This window comes from Xanthomonas vasicola (assembly GCF_000772705.2).
In the GTDB taxonomy this organism is placed as follows: Bacteria; Pseudomonadota; Gammaproteobacteria; order Xanthomonadales; family Xanthomonadaceae; genus Xanthomonas; species Xanthomonas vasicola.
In genome coordinates this window covers 23,228-43,622 of record NZ_JSBW02000032.1, presented here as the reverse complement: position 1 = coordinate 43,622, position 20,395 = coordinate 23,228, and the positions used below count along the sequence as shown (strand labels likewise).

At 63.4% G+C, this 20,395-nt stretch carries 12 protein-coding genes and 1 pseudogene; 10 read left to right on the top strand and 3 right to left on the bottom strand.

Annotated features, from left to right (window positions below; all coding sequences use genetic code 11):
• Nucleotides 1–57: 57 nt before the first annotated feature.
• Both NX05_RS07630 and NX05_RS24840 read left to right on the top strand, forming a co-directional pair.
• The gene (locus NX05_RS07630) at nt 58–405 is read left to right on the top strand and encodes a DUF429 domain-containing protein (protein ID WP_230597795.1); all 348 of its coding nucleotides are present in this window, start codon (nt 58–60) and stop codon (nt 403–405) included.
• Nucleotides 306–703: pseudogene (locus NX05_RS24840) on the top strand (DUF429 domain-containing protein). Before NX05_RS07630 ends, NX05_RS24840 begins: the two are co-directional and overlap by 100 nt.
• Nucleotides 704–1,304: 601 nt before the next feature.
• On the opposite strand, the gene NX05_RS07620 reads toward NX05_RS24840, so the two are convergent.
• Together NX05_RS07620 and NX05_RS07615 are read right to left on the bottom strand one after the other, a co-directional pair.
• Entirely contained in the window at nt 1,305–3,665 is a 2,361-nt protein-coding gene (locus NX05_RS07620) for a GH92 family glycosyl hydrolase (RefSeq protein ID WP_039430850.1), read from the bottom strand.
• A 243-nt stretch (nt 3,666–3,908) separates the two neighbouring features.
• Nucleotides 3,909–4,889 carry an SDR family oxidoreductase gene (locus tag NX05_RS07615; RefSeq protein ID WP_039430849.1) on the bottom strand — a complete coding sequence of 327 codons (981 nt, stop codon included), beginning with the start codon at nt 4,887–4,889 and terminating at the stop codon, nt 3,909–3,911.
• Between NX05_RS07615 and NX05_RS24390 the strand changes: the two genes are divergently transcribed.
• The 4 genes from NX05_RS24390 (at nt 4,837) to NX05_RS07595 (ending at nt 7,895) form a co-directional block, all read left to right on the top strand.
• Nucleotides 4,837–5,019, top strand: coding sequence for a hypothetical protein (locus NX05_RS24390; protein ID WP_039430880.1), 183 nt, complete (start codon nt 4,837–4,839; stop codon nt 5,017–5,019). The genes NX05_RS07615 and NX05_RS24390 overlap by 53 nt on opposite strands.
• Before the next feature lie 31 nt (nt 5,020–5,050).
• Nucleotides 5,051–5,680 carry an alpha-ketoglutarate-dependent dioxygenase AlkB gene (locus NX05_RS07605; RefSeq protein WP_039430847.1) on the top strand — a complete coding sequence of 210 codons (630 nt, stop codon included), beginning with the start codon at nt 5,051–5,053 and terminating at the stop codon, nt 5,678–5,680.
• 203 nt (nt 5,681–5,883) lie between these two features.
• Nucleotides 5,884–7,593 (top strand): FAD-dependent oxidoreductase, encoded by a 1,710-nt coding sequence (locus NX05_RS07600; protein WP_039430846.1) that lies wholly within the window; start codon nt 5,884–5,886, stop codon nt 7,591–7,593.
• Nucleotides 7,590–7,895, top strand: a complete 306-nt coding sequence (locus tag NX05_RS07595; RefSeq protein ID WP_039430843.1) for a UBP-type zinc finger domain-containing protein — start codon at nt 7,590–7,592, stop codon at nt 7,893–7,895. The genes NX05_RS07600 and NX05_RS07595 overlap by 4 nt, the downstream gene beginning before the upstream one ends.
• 179 nt (nt 7,896–8,074) lie before the next feature.
• On the opposite strand, the gene NX05_RS07590 is transcribed toward NX05_RS07595, so the two are convergent.
• The gene (locus NX05_RS07590) at nt 8,075–8,821 is read right to left on the bottom strand and encodes an EAL domain-containing protein (protein ID WP_039430841.1); all 747 of its coding nucleotides are present in this window, start codon (nt 8,819–8,821) and stop codon (nt 8,075–8,077) included.
• 146 nt (nt 8,822–8,967) lie between these two features.
• Between NX05_RS07590 and NX05_RS07585 the strand changes: the two genes are divergently transcribed.
• From NX05_RS07585 to NX05_RS24835, 4 genes are all read left to right on the top strand, one after another.
• Nucleotides 8,968–9,606 (top strand): HD domain-containing protein, encoded by a 639-nt coding sequence (locus NX05_RS07585; RefSeq protein WP_039430839.1) that lies wholly within the window; start codon nt 8,968–8,970, stop codon nt 9,604–9,606.
• A 250-nt stretch (nt 9,607–9,856) separates the two neighbouring features.
• Complete coding sequence (locus NX05_RS07580) at nt 9,857–12,382, top strand: excinuclease ABC subunit UvrA (protein WP_039430837.1); 2,526 nt, start codon at nt 9,857–9,859, stop codon at nt 12,380–12,382.
• 693 nt (nt 12,383–13,075) lie between these two features.
• On the top strand, nt 13,076–19,078 hold the full coding sequence (locus NX05_RS07575; protein ID WP_039430835.1) for a coiled-coil domain-containing protein: 6,003 nt from the start codon (nt 13,076–13,078) through the stop codon (nt 19,076–19,078).
• 338 nt (nt 19,079–19,416) lie between these two features.
• Nucleotides 19,417–20,268, top strand: coding sequence for a hypothetical protein (locus NX05_RS24835; protein ID WP_230597790.1), 852 nt, complete (start codon nt 19,417–19,419; stop codon nt 20,266–20,268).
• Nucleotides 20,269–20,395 lie beyond the last annotated feature (127 nt).

Below are 20,395 nucleotides of genomic sequence, written 5' to 3'. Positions count from 1 at the left end.
TGCGATGCAATCACGTCGTCATTGACTACAGGTCAGAATTTGAGCGGGAAGAAAGCGATGCGTTGTGCAGGAATCGATGGCGCTGGCAGCGGCTGGCTGGCGTTTTGGGAGGAGGAGGGCGTGCTGGCGTCTGCGTATTACGCCAGCGTGACCGAGCTGGCTGTCGCGTTGCATGCAGCGGCTGTCGTGGGCGTTGATATCCCGATTGGCTTGAGTGAGCACGCACATCGGGCTGCGGATCGGCAGGCTCGCCAGTTCGTTGGGGGCGACGCGCCTGCAGTGTCTTTGCCGCGCCGCTGCGTGGCATGTTGCATGCGAGCACGCAGGCGCAAGCTTCTGCGATGCATCGGGTGCTGGATCACGACAAGCAGCGTGGCTTTGGAGCGCGCTCGTTTGCGTTGCTAGCGAAGATTCGCGAATGGGACCGTGCTTTGCGAGCAGACTTTGCCTGGGCCGAGCATGTATTCGAAGTACACCCTCAAGTCTCCGACAGCGATTGAGCTTGCTGCGTAGGCATGACGGTATTGCCCAGGTGCAGTCGCTGCTCGAACGTGTGCCACGCGCACAAGCCAAGCCAGATGATGTGCTCGATGCGCTGGTCGCGTGTTGGAGCGCGCAGCGTGTCGCTGCGGGCATTGCCGACAGCTTGCCAGCGGTAATGGAACGCGACGCCTGCGGCTTACGCACGGGCATCTATTATTGAGGCGGTTGAATACCTACTGCTAAAGCGGCTAACAGCACCTGGCGAGCGTCTGACCTATGAGCGCAGTGGTTTTTTATTCGCCGCATCTTCTTGGACGCAAATAGAAGCCTTGTGGTCGAGGCGTGGTGGCCTCACCGCTCGCGGGACACGCCGTAAACCCATTCATGGGCCTTGATGGCGGCATCCATGCCGCCAACGGTCCCGCACCCGGTGATGGCACCGCACCAGACAGTTGGCTGGTGGTTTGTTGAAGAGCGAGTACATCGCTTCGCGCTGATTGCTGGTTGATGTATTGAAAGCTCTACACGCCGACCAACGCGACTGGTCCTTGCCTGCCCCTCGTCCCGGGACCCGTGGTGGCATGGATGCCGCCACGGAGCTTAAAAGGACGTACTTGCAGCGTGTCCTGCGATGGTGGGCGGGCAAGGGCGCTGCAGCCAAGCCCCCGATCAGCCGCTCTACAATTGACAGGCCTTGAGGACGATTTTTATCCGCTCTAAGCCGTGGCGGGCATGTCTAGTGCCGCGCGTACGCTCCGGCTCCTTCGGGCGTTGAATGTCCACAAACCACTGGCCCGCTACCTTTTGCTAACTGCTTTTGATCAGCGCACCTGCGCCGACATCGAATACGGCCGCTGCGCCGGGTCGGTGGCCCACTGCTGATTCGTTGTCGCCTGCATACGGAATCGTAGTTCACCACCGGCCTGTATTTCTTCGTGTGTGACGTAAGCGCGGGTGAGTGGTTTGCCATTGAGCGTAGCGCTGCCGATGTAGCTGCGTGCATCGCTCACGCCCTCGGCAATCACCGCAAAACGCTTGCCATTGGGCAGGTTGAGCGTGGCGCGTGGCAGGAACGGGCGGCCGATGATGTATTGATTGCTGCCGGGCGCCACCGGGTAGAAGCCCAGTGTGGCGAACACATACCAGGCCGACATCTGGCCGAGGTCGTCGTTGCCGGCCAGGCCTTCCGGCCCAGCGTGATACTGGCTGCGCATGATCTGCGTCAGGCGTGCCTGTGTGCGCCACGGTTGGCCGGCATATGCGTACAGATAGGCGACGTGGTGGCTGGGTTCGTTGCCGTGCGCGTACCAGCCGATCAGGCCGGTGATGTCTTCCATATGCTCGAAGACCTTTGGGTCCACCTTGGCATCGAACACTGCATCCAGCCGGGCAAGCAGTTTGTCGTCCCCGCCATGTGCTGCGGCCAGCCCGGCCACGTCCTGGGGCACGTACCAGGAGTACTGCCAAGCGTTGCCTTCGGTGTAGTCGCTGCCGTAGCCACTGGCAGACGGGTCGAACGGCTCCCGGAAATTGCCGGCGCGGGTGCGTGCGCGCATATAGCCCGTGGCCGGGTCGAAGGCATGCTTCCAGTTGCCGGCACGCTTGGTGAATTCGGTGGCGATGTCGGGCTTGCCGAGCTTGTCGGCCATGCGCGCGATGGTCCAGTCGTCGAAGGCGTATTCCAGCGTCTTGGATGCGGCTTCGCCTTCTTCGTCGATGGGTACATAGCCCAGCTCGCGGTATTGCGCGATACCGTCGTATGGGCCGTAGTTGGCGCTGGCGACCATGGCCTGCAAGGCTTCATCCGCATTGAAGCCGCCGATGCCTTTCATGTAAGCGTCGGCAATTACCGGGACCGCGTGATAACCGATCATGCACCAGGTTTCCAGGCCGTGGAATGCCCACACCGGCAAGATGCCGTAGGCGCTTTCGCGACGCGACGCGAGCAGTGAATTGACTACATCGCTGCTGCGTTGCGGCGGCTGCACCAGGGTGAGCAGCGGATGCAATGCGCGGTAGGTATCCCACAGCGAGAAGGTGGAGTAGTTGGTCCAGCCGTCTGTTTGATGCACGGCGTTGTCCGGCCCGCGGTAGCGGCCGTCGCTGTCCATGAACAGTGTTGGCCCAAGCAAGGTGTGATACAGCGCGGTGTAGAGCTGGGTGCGTTGTTGCGGCGTGCCTTGTGCGTCGATCGCCGACAGCGCCTGCGTCCATTGCGCGCGTGCATCGGCCCGTACACGATTAAAATTGAAGCCGGGCACTTCGGCATCGAGATTGGCGATGGCACCCTCTTCGCTGACCGGTGAGAGCGCCACCTTCACCACCAGCGGCGTGCCGTCGTTGGCGACATCGAACACGCCGACCAGTTGCCGGCCTTCGATCTGCGCACGCTGTGCAGGATTCTTCTCGCCGGGCGGTGGAAAGCCCTTGTATGGAATGTCTTGCTCGGTGTCGTGGAGTTGCGTGGCAGTGAGCGGGCGTGAGAAGCGCATGGCGAAATACAGCTGCCGGCCGGGTGCCCAGCCACGTGTTTCGCGAAAGCCGGTGACGGTGCCATCGCTGCGCACACGCAGCCGCGACCACTGCACTTTGCCGGGGTAGTCGTACAGGCTGGTGCGCAGGTCGACCAGCACATGCGCCGGTTTGCCTTTCGGGAACTGATAGCGATGCACGCCCACGCGCGCGCTGGCGGTAAGTTCGGCGCGGATATTGCGGTCTTTCAAGGTCACCGCGTAGTAGCCGGGCTGGGCCTGTTCGCTGGCATGATCGAACTGCGCGGTATAGCCGCTGCCGGGTTTGCTGGCATCGCCTCGTTCCAGCTTGACCTGCCCGGCTTGCGGCATCAGCAAGATGTCACCCAGATCAGAATGCCCGGAGCCGGAAAAATGGGTGTGCGAAAATCCGACGATGGTGGTGTCGCTATGCCGATAACCGGCCGCCCAGCCATAGGCTTCTTTGCGGGGTTTGATCTGCGTGTCCGGGCTCAGTTGCACCATGCCGAACGGTACCGTGGCACCGGGATAGGTATGGCCTTCGCCACCGGTACCGATGAACGGGTCGACTGCGTCGAAGGCAGCCGTGGCCGCAGGCGTAACGGGCGCAGCGTTGCCGGCAAATGCGACGACTGCGGCAAGCACAGCCAGCCAACGAACCCGAGGTGCGGCGATCAACCGAGACGACATGCGGAATGCTCCAGCGGATGCAGCGCCGGACCGTAGCACAGCTATACGGTTGCACTACACATGAGCGTGCGAATAATGTCGCCGCCATGCTTGGGTCCGCTGGCAGCATGCACCGTTGCACACACACTCGGCTTCAGGCATGTCGCATTGACGCCTCTCCGCTTTCTTTACCCAGCTGCGCTATCTCGTAATCGCTCACAACACCGCTTCATCACTGCCCACCGCAGCCACGGATCCCAGCACTCACCGGCGTCGCAAGGCCAACACCGCCAAGCCCGTCACCGCCGCAGCGGCTGCACCGATCAACACCTTGTTGCGTGTAGAGCGTGCGCGTAACGCCGGCCGCCGCCGGTAGCCACCGTCGATACCGCCGGCAATACTCGGCGCTGCAAAGACATTGCCGCTGGAACGCGCCACCCGGGGCGCCTGCGCAAAGTAATGCGCGAAGAAGTAGTACATGGCGCGTGCCAGTGTATGTGGCGCCAGTGCATGGCCTGCGCGCATCACATGCACCGCCGCGCCCAGCACCACGGTGTTGCGTGGGCGGTCCAGCAGGCGCACGACGGCAGTGGCGACGGTGCGCGTGTCCAGCATCAGTGGCGGCCCGCTGATGCGGCGGCCCACATAGTTGGCGCCATGGGTCAGGCCGGGCGTGTCGACGAAGTACGGGTAGACGTCGCACACGTGGATACGCGGGTAATCGCTCAATTCGGCGCGCAGCGCTTCGGAAAATCCGCGCTGGCCGAATTTGCTGGCTCCGTATGCCGCCGCAAACGGCGTGGAGGCGAAGCCACCCGAAGAGATCATGTTGACGAAGATGCCATGACCTTGTTCGATGAAGATGGGGATGACGGCATGGGCGTCGTGCATGCGACCGAGCAAGTTGGCGTGGATCACTGCCGCGCTTGCTTCTATCGGCACCTCGTGGAATTTGCCCACCGCACCGACGCCGACATTGCCGAACCATAGATCGATACGCCCCAGAAAACGCTGCGCGCTGGCGGCCAATGCTTTTACCCGTTCGGCATGTTTGACGTCGGTGGGCACCACTAAGACCTCTGCGCCATGCGCACGGCAGCGTTCGGCAACGGCGTTGAGGGACTCTTCGCCACGTGCAGCCAGCACCAGGCGCGCGCCTTGTGCGGCGAACGCTTCAGCGGTGGCTTGGCCAATGCCGCTGGACGCGCCGGATATCACCACGTGGGCGGGAGGGGTGCGATGCATGCGATGTCTCCACAAAAACGATCAGGCATGCTTGATTGCAGTGCGTGAACACGGTGCGGCGTTTTACGTACCGCAGCGTGAAGCTGAACTGGTCGGCCAGGCGCCGCGCGTGACGGACGCGTGGTGCTGAAATCGCCTGCCTGCGCCCGCATAGTGCGTTGATGGACTTGTTCGACGCTCCCATCGCACCGCTGCAGGTGCTAAACGATATGGAAGGTGGCGTGCGCTATTGGCCGCAGCTGCTGCCGGCTGCGCTGGCGCAGGACGCATTCGAGGCACTGCGCGATGGCGCCGATTGGCGCAGCCAGCGTCGCGAGATGTACGACCGGGTGGTGGATGTGCCGCGCCTGCTGGCGTCGTATCGCCTGGATGGTGCGTTGCCTGCGGGTCTGCCGCTGCAGCGCTTGCTCGACGCGGTGCAGGCGGTGCTCCCTGCGCCGTACAACGCGGTGGGCTTGAATCTGTATCGCGATGGACGCGACAGCGTGGCGATGCATCACGACGCCTTGCACACCTTGGTGGCGCCATATCCAATTGCGCTGCTGTCGCTGGGTGCACCGCGCCGGATGCAGCTGCGCGCCAATGACGCGAGCACGCGGACGATTGCGCTGGAGCTTGCACCGGGGAGCTTGCTGGCAATGAGCCATGCCTCGCAGCGCACCCACACGCATGGCATTGCCAAAACCACGCGCGCAGTGGGCGAGCGCATCAGCGTGGTGTTTCGTGTGCGCCCGGCCGAGCGCATGGCCGCTGGTCAGCATGGCCCGCATTGGACGCCGGCGCAGACGTAATGCACATGCTTGGGTTCGATTGATCAGGTGCCGTCATCCTGAGCGTTAGCGTGTGCAGGCGTCTCACTGGTGGCCGCCGCCGCTCGCGTACGCTTGCCATGCGTCTGTGCTGTGTCGTGACAGGCATTGCACATTTCGGGTGATTGCCATTGCCATCACCACTGCCCATGCTTGCATGTGATCCCCCACTGCGTCGCCCATCCATGTCCCTGGACCAAACCCGCCACCATCAGATGTTTCCCGAGCTGGACGCGGGCCAGTTGGCGATCACGCGGCGCTTTGCCAGCGGGCCGGCGCAACGGTTCGGTGCGGGCGAGACCGTGTTCGACGTCGGCGATGCGCACGCACCGGTGTGGGTGGTGCTGGAAGGCGCCATCGAAGTGGTGCGCCGCGACGGGCTGGGCAATGAAAAACCGATCACCTTGCACACGCCTGGCCAGTTCACCGGCGAGGTGAGTCAGCTGGCCGGTCGCGCATCGCTGGCGGCAGGACGTGCCGGTCCAGAGGGGTGCTTGGCGCTGCCGTTCGATACCGCACATCTGCGCGCGCTGATGATCAGTTCGGCCGAAGTGGGCGAAGTGGTGATGCGCGCATTGATCCTGCGTCGCGTCGGATTGATCGAAGGCGATGCATCGGGCTCGGTCTTGATCGGCGAAACGGACGACCCGCATCTGACGCGTTTGCAAGGCTTTTTGACGCGTAACGGCTACCCCAACACGGTGATGGACGTCTCCGATGACGAGGGCCGCGCGCTGGTCGAGCGCCTGGGCATCCAGGAGCATGATCTGCCAGTGATGGTGTGCCCAAGCGGTCGCGTGCTGCGCCAGCCCAGCGATGCCGAGGCCGCGCATTGTCTGGGCATGACCCCGGATATCGACCCGGACAAGCGCTACGACGTGGCGATTGTAGGCGCAGGCCCCGCGGGTCTGGCGACAGCGGTGTATGCCGCGTCCGAAGGCTTGTCGGTGCTGGTGCTGGATCAACGCGCTATTGGCGGGCAGGCAGGTGCGTCGGCGCGGATCGAAAATTATCTTGGGTTTCCCACCGGTATTTCCGGGCAGGCACTGGCCGGGCGCGCATACAACCAGGCGCTGAAATTCGGCGCGGAATTGGCGATTCCGATCGAAGCGGGCACGCTGGAATGCAGCCGCGACGATGGTGCGCTGAAGCTGGATCTTGCCGATGGCAAACAATTGCTGGCCAGCACCGTGGTGATCGCTTCCGGCGCGCGCTACCGGCGTCCGGAGATCGAAGGATTGGAACGCTTCGAAGGCCACGGCGTCTCGTACTGGGCCTCCCCAGTGGAGGCGCGCTTGTGCGAAGGCGGCGTGGTGGCATTGGTGGGGGGCGGCAATTCCGCAGGACAGGCAGTGGCGTTCCTGGCGCCGCGGGTCAAGCAACTGCACCTGATCATTCGCGGCGACGGGCTGGAAGCGTCGATGTCGCAATACCTGATCGAGCGTATCGCCGCGTTGCCCAATGTGCAATTGCACCCCGGCACCGAAGTGTCCGCACTCGAAGGCGACCCCGAGCGCGGGCTGCAGGCGGCCGTGTTGCGCACACGCAAGGACGGTGCAACCGAGCGTGTGGAGTTGCGGCACCTGTTCCTGTTCGTCGGCGCAGACCCCAATACAGGCTGGCTGCAGCAGTGCGTGGACACCGACAAGCGCGGCTTTGTCATTACCGGCACTGCGCGCGGCGACGGCGTGCCGGCGTGTCTGCCGCTGGAAACCAATCGCCCGGGCGTGTTCGCCATCGGCGATGTGCGTGCGGGCTCGGTCAAGCGCGTAGCGGCCGCGGTGGGCGAGGGCGCCGCCGTGGTCGCGCAGATCCATCAATACCTCGCACATCAAGCCAACCCGGTGCCGGTGTCCGAACTTGCCAGCGCCACTCAGGAGTCGACCAGCGCATGAGCCAACACTGCAGCCATACCGATCAAATCAACGCGGTCACGCCCAGTGCGCGCGGCTGCGAAGAATGCCTGGCCATCGATAGCGAATGGGTACATCTGCGCCTGTGCCGCAGTTGTGGCCATGTCGGTTGTTGCGACGATTCGCCCAATCGTCACGCCACCGCGCATCACCATGCCACCGGCCATCCCATCATCGAAGGCTACGACCCGCCGGAAGGCTGGGGCTGGTGCTATGTGGACGAAGTGGAAGCGGAACTGCCGGATCAGACGCCGCAGCTGGGGCCGATTCCGCGGTATGCGTGAGCGGCGCCGATGCGCCGCTGGGAATCGGGAATCGGGAATCGGGATTGGGGAATCGTGAGAGCGGTTTCCGCGCGTTCAATCGTCGCTGTGTTCGGACGTTGTGTGTCCGTGACTGCTATTGCTCCTGCTGATTGGTGCGCTAATTTGCGTAGTTCATATGCACACGCACATGCGCGCGCTCACTCCGGCCAATGCACCTTCGGCAGCTCGCCGATCTGCGGTCTGGCGAATAGATAACCTTGCTGCAGATGGATACCCATGTCGCGCAGGGTGCGGTATTCGTCTGGGTATTCGATGCCTTCGGCAATGACGGCGATGCCGAGTTCTTCGCACATGCGGGTGACGTGGCGAACGATGGCTTGGCGGCTTCGGTCGGTATCGATGCCACGGATCAGTGCGAGGTCCAGCTTGAGCAGATCCGGTTGGAAATCGGCCAGCAGGCCGAGTCCGGCGTAGCCGGCGCCGAAATCGTCGATGGCGGTTTTCATGCCGCGCGCCTGGTAGGTGCGCAGGATGCTGAGCAGATGGGCGGGGTCGGTGAGGTGTTCCTGCTCGCTGACCTCGAAGACGATCGCGTTGAGCGGCCAGCCGTATTGCTCGGTAGTCGACAGGGTGGCGCGCAGGCAGTGCTCGGGGTTATATACCGCGTTGGGCATGAAGTTGATCGACAGTAGCGCCGGTAGCGCGATCTGCGCAGCGCATTCGATCGCCTTGATGCGGCAGGCCTGGTCGAAGGCGTAGCGGTTGCGGTCATCCACCGCGGCCAGAATGCTGCCGGCCGACTCGCCGTTGATGCCACGCACCAGCGCCTCGCCCGCGTAAATGCTGCGGGTAGAGACGTCCACGATCGGCTGGAAGGCCATGGTGATCGCGGTAGGGAAATCCTGGCCGTCGCGGCAGGCATTGCAAACAGGAAGCATGGCCATGGCATGGGCACTCGAGCGGCGTGGGTCCAGCCTAGACCAATCGGCCGCGATTGCGTGCGATTGAGCCTGACCTGCTCATCGCAAGTCCTCACCCGCCGGCAGTCGGGTGAGGCGATACTACGTGCATTGCCCGCATCGGACGCCCCATGACCGCACTCACCGAACGTTACGCCCTGGCCGTGGACTACGCGCGCATCGCCCACGCCGGGCAGCTGCGTAAAGGCACGCAGGTGCCGTATCTGAGCCATGTGTTGGGAGTCTCGACGCTGGTGCTGGAATGCGGCGGCGATGAAGAACAGGCGATCGCCGGCCTGCTGCACGACGTGGTGGAAGACTGCGGCGGCGGGCATGAAGTGTCGATCCGTGCGCAATTTGGCGATGCGGTGGCCGACATCGTGATGGCATGCACCGATGCCACCGCCGAAGACAAGGCCGACGTGGACAACAGCGCCCGCGCACGCAAACGCGACTGGCGTGAGCGCAAGCGGGCCTATCTTGAGCATCTGCGCAAGACGCCCGAGCGCGCCTTGCTGGTGTCCGGCTGCGACAAGCTCTATAACGCGCGCAGCATCGTGCAGGACCTGGAAAACCCTGCCGTCGGTCAGGACATCTTCAACGTGTTCACCGCCGGGCGCGCGGGGACGCTGTGGTATTACGCCGCGCTGGAAGAGATTTTTCGCACGCGCGATGCCGCCACCGCGCGGCTGTTCAGTAGCGTGGTGACACGCATGCAGGCACTGGCGGATGCCGGCACGCAAGTGGCACCTGCACGTGCGCTGGGCTAGAGCAGTCAGCAACACGATTGCGCTCGCCTCCATGCAGGCGAGGGCATCGGTATGTAAACGCGTGCACGGCGGTTCCCCCGTGCCGTTCATGCCCATCCAGAGACTACTCGCCATGTCTGGTTGGCCACGCCAAGCCATCTGTAGCGCATGGCGCCCCAGGGCGTTGTCTGCGGTCGATCACATGCGCTGACACCGGCTGCATGCCACGCGCGCTAGGCTGATGCCTTGTCGATCTCTGGTTTCGATAATCATGTCAAAGGCAACGTCCTCTTCCACTGGCCTGGTACGTGTGCGCGGCGCGCGCGAGCACAACCTTAAGAATGTGGACGTGGATATCCCGCGTGATGCGTTGGTGGTGTTCACCGGCGTTTCCGGCTCGGGCAAATCGTCATTGGCGTTCGGCACCATCTTTGCCGAGGCACAGCGTCGGTATCTGGACTCGATCTCGCCGTATGCGCGGCGCCTGATCGACCAGGTGGGCGTGCCGGAAGTGGACTCCATCGATGGACTGCCGCCGGCGGTGGCCTTGCAGCAGGCGCACGGCGCGCCAAGTGCGCGCTCGTCGGTGGGCAGCGTTACCACCATTTCCAACTCGTTGCGCATGCTGTATTCGCGTGCGGGCCAGTATCCGCCGGGGCAGGACATCATCTATGCCGATGGTTTTTCGCCAAACACGCCCACAGGTGCATGCCCCACCTGCCACGGTTTGGGGCGCATCTACGAGGCCACCGAAGCCACCATGGTGCTCGATAGCAGCCTGAGCATTCGCGACCGTGCAGTTGCCGCTTGGCCGGGTGCCTGGCACGGGCAGAACCAGCGCGACATCCTCACCACGCTGGGTCACGATGTGGACGTGCCATGGCACACGTTGCCGAAGAAAACCCGCGACTGGATTTTGTTCACCGACGAACAACCGGTGGTGCCGGTGTACGCCGGTTACAGCCTGGCCGAGGTCAAGCGCGCCCTCAAACGCAAGGAAGAGCCCAGCTACATGGGCACCTTCACCAGTGCGCGGCGCTATGTGCTCCACACCTTTGCCACCACCCAAAGCGCGCAGATGAAAAAGCGCGTGGCACAGTACCTGCTCAGCACGCAATGCCCACAATGCGATGGCAAGCGCCTGCGTCGCGAGGCCTTGTCGGTGACGTTTGCCGGGTTGGATATCGGCGAGCTCTCGCGGCGGCCCTTGGATGAAGTGGCCGAGTTGCTGCGCCCCGCGGCCGACGCCAAACCATCCAAAGGGACGCGCAAGAGCGCGACCGAACACCCGGAACAAGTGATTGCCGCGCAACGCATCGCTGCGGACCTGCGCGCGCGTATCGCCGTGGTGCAGGCGCTGGGCCTGGGCTATCTCAGCCTGGAGCGCAGCACGCCCACCTTGTCGCCGGGCGAGTTGCAACGGTTGCGGCTTGCCACGCAGATCCGCTCGCAATTGTTTGGCGTGGTGTACGTGATGGACGAACCATCGGCAGGGTTGCATCCCGCCGATGCACAGGCGCTGCTGGGCGCATTGGATCAACTCAAGGCAGCCGGCAATTCGGTCTTCGTGGTCGAACACGAGGTGGACGTCATCCGCCACGCAGACTGGATTGTGGATGTGGGCCCAGCGGCCGGCGTGCATGGCGGGCAGGTGCTGTATAGCGGCCCGCCTGCGGGGCTGGAGCAGGTGCAGGCTTCTTCCACGCGACGCTATCTGTTCGGCACGCCGCCGCGGGTGCACAGCCATGCGCGCCCAGCGAGCGGTTGGCTGCAGCTGCGCGCCATCACCCGCAACAACGTGCGCGCGCTGGATGTGGATCTGCCGCTGGGCGTGTTCACTACCGTCACTGGTGTGTCCGGTTCCGGCAAATCGTCGTTGGTGAGCCAGGCACTGGTGGAACTGCTAGCTGCCCATCTGGGGCAAGCGCAGGCAGAAGAAGACGAAGCACTGGATCCGCTTGAGCGCGGCACGCCGGTGCCGTTGGGTGGCGCGATTGTTGCCGGGTTGGATCAGGTGCGCCGGCTGGTGCGTGTGGATCAAAAACCCATTGGCCGCACGCCGCGCTCCAATCTGGCTACGTACACCGGCTTGTTCGACCCGGTGCGCAAGTTGTTTGCCGCCACGCCCGCCGCCCGCCGGCGTCGCTACGACCCGGGGCAATTCTCCTTCAACGTGGCCAAGGGCCGCTGCGCCACCTGCGAAGGCGAAGGCTCGGTGTATGTGGAATTGCTGTTCATGCCCAGCGTCTACGCGCCGTGCCCCACCTGCCACAGCGCGCGCTATAACGCCAAGACGCTGGAGATCGAATTACGCGGCAAAAACATCGCGCAGGTGCTGGAAATGACGGTAGAGCAAGCGGCCGCGTTCTTCGCCGACGAGGCCAGCGTGCTGCGTCCGCTGCAGGTGTTACGCGAAGTGGGGCTGGGCTATCTGCGCCTTGGGCAGCCGGCCACCGAACTGTCCGGTGGTGAAGCGCAACGCATCAAGCTTGCCACCGAGCTGCAACGCGCACAGCGGCGTGACACCGTCTACGTGCTGGACGAACCGACCACCGGCCTGCATCCGGCCGATGTGGACACCTTGATGACCCAGCTGCAAGGGCTGGTCGACGCAGGCAATACCGTGATCGTGGTCGAACACGATATGCGTGTGGCCGCCAGCAGCGATTGGGTGCTGGATATGGGGCCGGGCGCAGGTGGCGCCGGCGGTCGTGTGGTTGTTTCAGGCGCGCCAGCGCAGGTGGCGCAACATGGCAAGAGCCGGACCGCCGCATTTCTTGCAGCGCTGATCGTTTAGGCGATGCTGATCACAGCTTACGGACAAGGTCGAACTCAAACGATGCCATGTTTCGCCATCTCGCGCAGCGTTTCGCATCCGAAGTTCTGCACGCAGCGCAGTTCCACTTAACGTTGTTCATGGAGTTGCGGCGCGTTGAAGGGCCGACGCGCGCCAACCTGCCATCTCTGCTCGGAGGAACTAAGAAATGCGCTTAATGACGGCATTGCAACAGCGTCACGCTCAGGGCGGCGGCGATTGTATTCAATCCCCGCACTCCATGGATTTTCATGCGCGCCATAGGTCTGTCGACGCACGTGTGAGCGCGCGCGTCCGTCAGACCTGACGTTTAGCCTGAGCTGCTCATCCGTCAGTGCGCCGATTGCGTGCCTTGGCGTTCCTGTGCCCCGTTGAGTGCTGCCGATAGCGCCCAATGGATTGTCATTCCAACGCGGCGCTCCATGTCAGGCATTCATGGGTCTGGCCGATTGGAGCCACACGTCCTGCTGCCTCATCCGATGCAAGGCGCCACCCTGAAGATGTCGCGCCCAGCATCCCGACCTTCTGGATCGTTCGATGACCACATCACACTCCATCGCTTCTTCAAGTGCGTCTCGATCGCTGCCGGCAACAGATTCGGCCGACGCGTCGGTGCCCACCACAATCTCACCGCGCGCTCCTTCCCCTGAGCCTGCGGCGCATGCGCTGGGCGGCTTGCCGGCAAGGCGAGGCGCGTCCAGTACCTCGGCCACCGCGGTCCGCCTGCGCAGTTTCGCGTCGCAGCATGGCCCACGTGCCGGCGTGCAGCTCGACGGCGCATCTGCGTCGGATAGCGATGTCGCACGCATGATCGACGCTTGTCTGGCGCGTCGGCCTGCGGTCCATAGCGAATCGCCGCTAGGCGGCGGCGGACGTCTGCTGCGCTATGCGGCCGATCCCAAGGATCCGCGGATGCCACGCAACGAGGCGTTCTTCACCAACACGCCAGGTTTACTGATCGCAGGGTTGACCGTGCATCCGGATGTCGAGCGCCGCACCGGCACGGCCCCGACCGCCGACAAGATCGCCGCCGAGCTTGCCGAGCCGCCCATTGGCCTACTGACCGGTATCTGGCAAGCGAGCGATGGTCAGTGTTTCACTCACCGTGCCAACCAGCTGCATCGAGCCGATGCGAGCGGGCGCTGGGTACCGGTTCCGCTGCCTGCCGCGTGCGATGCGGCTGCCGATATTCGCATGCTCGGCCTGCAGGCCGATGGCGCTGTGTATCTGCAGGCAGGTGCGCACTGCTGGCGAGCCGGCAGTGACCAGATAACCGTCAGCGTGGGCGATCTTCCGGACGGCGCCGTGCTTCGTTTCGATGCCGGTGGCAGACCATGCATGCTGCATGATGGCGTGCTCCGGTATTGCGATGAGCACACGCCCGGCCGGGTGGTGGAGTTGTTGCGTCCGGTGGCCGGCGGCCCAGCCTTCGAATCAACGCCTGCGGTGCCGGTCGATGTGCTGCCGCTGGCGCATCCTGATGTAGGCATCGCGCTGATGCTCGATGACAAGGGGCGCGTGTATGAGGCAGATCTGCACGGCACCGGGCCGATCGCTGCACGGCGCCTGACCCTGCCGGATCAGATGGAGCGCGCACAGGGATGGGCGGTCACGTCCATGGGGCTGGCCACCGACAACAGTGCGCATCTTGTGCTGGAAGACAGCACCGGGCACCGCATCGCCCTGCAACGGCCGGCAGGGCAGGCGAGATTCCAGCCGGCGTTCATGCTTGATCACCCGCTTCTGCTGATGTGCAGCGAAGGGCTGCAGCCGCCCGCCGATGAGGCGATACAGTCGCCGGTGGTGCTGGATGGGCATGCCCGGCTGGGGCATCTGGACGGGGTGCTGCACTACTCGCCCGCGCCGGACCAGCCGTGGGAGCGGTTGACGCTTGCTGATGGCTCCCCACTCACCGGTGTTGTCTCGTTGCATACCGGACCGCGCGGGTTCCTCGATCGTCGCCCCGTGTTTGCGCTGCTGACTGCGCCGCCGCAACTGGTCGACATCACGCTTCCCGGGCGGACGACCTGGCTGGCGGCCGGTGCGGTGCCCTCCACGCCTTCCGGTGGGCCACTTGTCGTGGTGCCGGATGTGGTGGGGGTGCGCTATAAGCCAATCGCCCGTTTCGACGAAGAGCTCGTCCAGGCGGCAGTGCATGCAGATCGCAGCGCGGTCGTGATGACGGCTTCGGGAACGTTGCTCAAAGTGGATGCGGAAGGCAACCGTGGCAACATACCGCCGCTGCAACGCCCGCTGGCCATTGCGGTCGGGTTGGACGATGTGCTGTATGCGTTGGACCACCCCCGCCAAGCGCCTGCACAGCTCTACCGGCTTGACGAGCACGGTCAGTGGGATGCGGTGCAGATCACCTTGCCACAGACGCTGTCGCCACCGCTCGGGCTGCGCAGTACGCGCACCGGGCAACTCCAGATGCAGTTCGGTGCGCGCTGGCACACCGTGTTGCCAGCGATGACGGCTGAGGATGGCACCCTCCTGCCGGCACGCATTGCGGCGTCTGCGTCACCCGAGGAAGTCGCTGCTGCCGGTACCCAATCCGGCACCAATGCCCAGATAAACCAGCAGCAGGCAAGTCGGATCAGTACGCCCGACCACGATGCAGCGATCAGCACGACCTTGCTGGGCACCACGTCCACCGATCCGTTGCGCTGGAGTTCGAATGCGCAGGTTCTGGTCGAGAGCGGTCGCGCACAGGCCACCGCGCTCGTGCAGGTGGCGACAGACATGGTCGGCGGTGCTGTGCGCACGCTGGCCGGATGGACCGGCGTGGCCCAGCAATCCACCCCGCAGCAGCAGCGGCTTGCCCGCTTCCGCCAGGAGGCGATGCAGGCCCAGTCGCTTGCGCTGGAACTGTTCGACACGTTGCCGGTGTTGGCGGAGGTGCGCATTGCCGGCGCGGCGTCTGCGCGCCAACCGATTGATCGGCTTTCGCCCGACCAGCATGCGCAACTGGTCGCGTTGCGCGAAACGGCCTTGTCCGGGCTGTTGCGCGATCTGCGCAAGATCGGATTCCGCGATGGCGCGCTGGCCGCCGATTTTTCGATGGCGGACGGTGCCTCCATCCAGCGGACAAGTTCGAATCCCAGCTATCGCGCCGCCGAACTTTGGCGGCGAGTACATTCTGCGGCTAGGCGCGTGAGGCCCCGGCAAGCCCAGGATCTGCTGCCCGCATTTGATCGTTGCATCGCTGCGCTGGCCGGTGGCGCAGCGCTAAATCCGCAGGCATTGAGCGACAGTGAGCATGCGCTGCTTGCCGAGTTGCGCGAGGTCGTCCATCGACTCAAGACCGCCCAGGTCGCCTTGCCGGCCCAACAGGATCAAGCCGGCAACGCAGCCGATGTGCCGAATGCGCTGCGCAGCGCCTGCCTGCTTGCAGGCTTGGTTGAGTACGATGCGCTGCTGAGCGTCGCCGACGCGCAGGCGCTGGAGGCAGCCGACGCCAGGCGGAAGTCTGGGCTGCAGGCGCTGGCCAAGTTGGGGTTGTCGTCCTGGCACGAACTGGAGGCATTCGATGATGTGGTGTCGACCTTTCGGGCTGAGGTCACTACGCCCGGCAGCGCCCGTCAGCTGCAACTGCTCAAGAGTCTTGGCCTGCCGCCGGGGAGCGCCCCGGACGAAATGGCGTCGCGCATGATCGATGTGCTGCAGGACCTGTTCAATCGCAGCACCTTTTTCTCAAATCGGGTGCGTTCGGCCGAACTGCGTGGCTCGCTTGGGTCGGTGCAATGGACGCACGTCAATCCGATCAATGCTGGTATGGGCGGGGAGGCCATCCACGCGCTGGGTGTCGAGCGCATCGGCGATTCGAAGGACGGCGACGCGGGCCTGGTTGCCTTCTTCGTGCGCCACGCAAAAGCCACCGCGTCGGCAACCGCAGGCCTGGGCATCGATCTTCGTCCCGGACCAGGAACCGGCGCGTATGTGTATGTCGACGCGAAACCAGCGGTGTCTGCAACCTGGGGCGGTGCGGCTAATCTCGGGGTAGGCGGCACCTATCAACATGGCGTGGGCGCGGCAGTCATCCTGTCGCCGGACACCATCCCCGAGTTTGCCAGACTGTTGTTCGACCGGCACGCCGGCGATACCACCAGCCTGTTACGCGCAGGCGTGGATGACGGTGCGATCGGCCTGGATCTGTTCGAAACCAATCTCAACGCCTCGCTCAACATCAACCTGACTGCGCAGCCACTGGCGCTCAGGCATTCTTTCGGTCCGAGACAGCCCACCGCACCGGGCGCAGCCACCGGCAACGCGCGCAGCGCGATTGCGGGGCCGTTGCCGTTCAGCATAACGGGGCAACTTGGTGTGCAATGGAGCCAGATGGAATTGCACCTGGACCATGCCTGGCAAGACATCATCGGCCTGGAATTCCAGGGCCGCGTCGGCATCAATGCCGAGGTCAATGCAGGTATCACTTTAAGCGGCACATTGAACTCGGTCTTAGGGCGCAATTTCACACGGCTGGTCAATGCCCTCACCGGCGCCGGCACGCTGCAGCTGGCCGGCGTGCGGGTGGCGTCTAGCGACGTGCAGTTGCCAACCAACGCGATACTGGACGATACGCGTACCGGTCCGTTATTGGGCACTGCCAGCTACAAACGCACCCTGGATACGCGTGCAGCGCAGCCGGTGACGCGGCAGGCATGGGACACGTTGCGTACGCGGCTCAAGGCTGTCTTTCCGCAAAGCAGCGACGAATTGGGCGCGATGGAGTATCCGGCCACGCCGGAAGAGCGCAGTGTCCTGCTGCGCAAGGCGCTCGAACGTATCCAGGGTCCTGGCGCACTGGCCATCGAAGCTGGCGCGGCGCTCGGCGGGGCAGCCTTGTCACGACAGAGGACGCTCGCCGCGCAGGCGACCAGTGCCGCGGCGGCATCGCTATGGAAAGGCGGCACGGCGGCCGAGCGCGCGGCAGTGGTCGACATGCTGCATCAGCTGCGGCAGGAGGATGCTGCGGCTGTCCAGCAGCGCGCACGTGTCATTCCCGGTGCCCGCGTAGAAATCAACATGTTCGGACGCGAATCGCTCGACGCGGTGGTCAGTCATGCCATCGGCCACTACGCGCTGGGCGAGAAAATGCGCGACGTTGCCGAGATACGACGCAAGATTCCCGGGCTGGGTGATGTATTGCGTAGGTTCAAGGATATCCCGCATGTCAATCAGGTCCGCTTTGTGTTTGAAATGCGGCCGCAGGCCATGGTGGCGATCAACGACGCGTTGGCCGCCAGGCAGCATGCACAGGCAGCAGCGGCACTGGGGTTACCGGCGTCCAACGACGGGATGTCGTGGCAGGACGTTCTCATCGCTGCGCAGCAATCGCCGGATCTGTACCGGCTTGCGGCCATCGCCGTGCACAATACTGACGAAAATCCGGTCACTACCCGTATCGGCTTGCCGCTGCTCAATGTGACCTCGACTGCGGTCGCCTCGCACCAGGTGTTCGAGGCGGAGATTCAGTTCCGTTACGGGCTGTACGACCGCATTGAAGGGGCGGAAGTCCTCGAAGCCGGTGTGCGTGCGCTGCGCCGTCCACTGGACCGCCTGCAGCAGGCCGGCGTGCAGGCGCTTGGGCAACCCCAGCGGGCGCAGGTGCCGCCACCGGACCCGGTCTCTCCGCGTGGCGAGCGCCCAGGGTTGCAGGAGGCGCGCGACTTGGCATTTGAACGTTATCTGCAGGCGGGCGCGCTGCCGGACGTTCCTCATCTACGCGCGCTGAAGCGAGAATTGGCACGCCTGGAAGAACAAACGCTTGGCGTTGACGCGCAGCGCCGCAACTGCGCTGCGTTGATGGAGACAGTGGGCATGGCGCAGGCCAAGGCGGACGAACGCATCGACCGGCTGCTGGCCAGACTTGCGCCAACAGGCGGCGAGGTCATCACCGATGCGGCGGTCGCGCCTTGGAGCTTGCGCCAAGCGCTTGCGTCGCTGCAAGCCTGTAGCGAGACGGTGACACAGACCGAGCACGCGCTCGACCAGTTGTACGGTCACCTACGTCGCCAGATGACCGGACCCAGCGCGATGGAGGAGATCGCGGTAGCTCAGCATGCGTTCGAATTCCTGCAGCAAGCTGCACAAAGCGAGTCCTCCCTGATTGCAGCGATTGACTACCTTCTGCGTCGTGCCATGGAGGCGTATGACGCGCAAGAGGTGCAACTGCAGGACGTGGACGACAGGTTGGACGACCTGCTGCCGCGCCTGGAGGATCTGCAGCGCGTGTCTGAGCTGGAGCGTCAGTCGCTCGAACAGGTAGAGCGCGATGTCGACATCCGACGCCAAACGCTACAGGTACTGCAAATGCAGGACTCAAGCGCCGATGCCTCGGCGAACGACACCGCGGGCAAAGATAAGGCGGTGCGGGCACTCGAAGAGGCGCAAACGCAGCTGAGCAGGGTCCAGCAGCAATCGGCAGAGACACGCGATCGGATCGGTGCGCTGGCGTCGTTGGCGCAAGGCTTGCGCGCTAGGCTGGCTGAAGAAGCCGACGCCTTACGCGACATTGATGCACAGACGCATGCTGCGCGCCAGGCCATGACGCGTGCACGCGTCATGGGTGATGAGGCGCGGGCTGCCGTGATGGCGATGTTGAGCGCACGCTCCGCTGACGATGCCGCGCCACCGGCCGTTGCTGGCGATGACATCACCTTGGCCGATGAGCAATGAGTCTGCATGCGCTGGCCGGCTACGCTCACTCATAAGTCAGTAGATCAGGGAATGCGCAGCACGCTGCGCATTAGCGAAAAGCTGGCCGATCGGTGCATTATCAGTTGTCCGACATTGCAGCTCGACGGGAATTGGTGCACTCGTTCTTCAGGCATCAACGTGTTGCCTACAATTCTGACTTATGAGTAGGTGCAGAATTGTTCAGACCTTCCTGAGCCGCTCTTCATTGCCCATCTTTTGGGATCCCGTCTTCTGCATTGAGTTTTCGGTTTTTCGAGCAAAAAAGTCGAATCTGGCGGTTTATTGGCCTGCCATGGCTCACGCAATGAGGTGTCGCAATGCAGAAGTTGAAACGACTGGTGACATGTTCCTGCGCTTTAACATCTCCCACTTCTCCTCCGGCTCACAACGATGCGGAACGACCTGGCGATAACAACCAGCGCTCGGCTGCACATGAAGACCCGCGTCTCGCCGCGCTCACTGCCAGGCCAGGACGACCTCGCTTGCGCGTCGAGCCAGACTATGCATTTAGCCTCGTAGAGCGCAGGCTGCGTGAAAGAGTGAGTAAGCAATTGCTGCCAAGAATCAACGATCTTGTCGACACTTTCAGGGCGCACGAAGGTGAGGACAGCATCATGTATACAGAAGCCCGGGTATTGCAGGACCAGCTGCAGGAACGCGCTCAAGGGAAACTCATGCTTGATGGCGAGCCGATCGGAGGTGGCGACGAACTGGAGCAGGCCATTAAAGGGCTCGAAGATCATGTTGAAGACTACTTTCGACGTAACCCGGGGATCACCCGTCCGACATTGCCGCCTCGGCTGCCCACGGCCGGCACCCCAGTTGATGTTGATCTGCCATCGCACTCAGTCGGCCCATTGTTCCCGGTATTCTTCCTGAAGACTCCCACAGTGACGCGTCCTGGATCGGATGCAGGGATCAGCGATGACGTTATGCAAGCCGCCTTGAAAATGGTGAAAGTGCATTCCCAAACATCTAGATCGATGGAGAATGAGCAAAATGTGATCAACACCAGAGTTGGAAATTTTCTCAGGGCGATTTGGCAAAACGAGAGAGTGCATATGATGGTTGTCATTAAAGCCAAGGAAAACAAAGATAACGTCGAAAAACTGGTGGAATCCCTCAGGCAGCTCGTCCAGTCCAACCCGAACCTGGGGCGGAACTATTAAGAGTCACTAACAACTCTCTGGAAGAGTCCGCAAGAAAATGATGCAGTTTTGCAGTCCTGCAAAAATCGTCGTTCTCCCGATGTTTTCCAATATCTCAACTCTCTGCGCCGCCGCCGCGGGGCGCCGG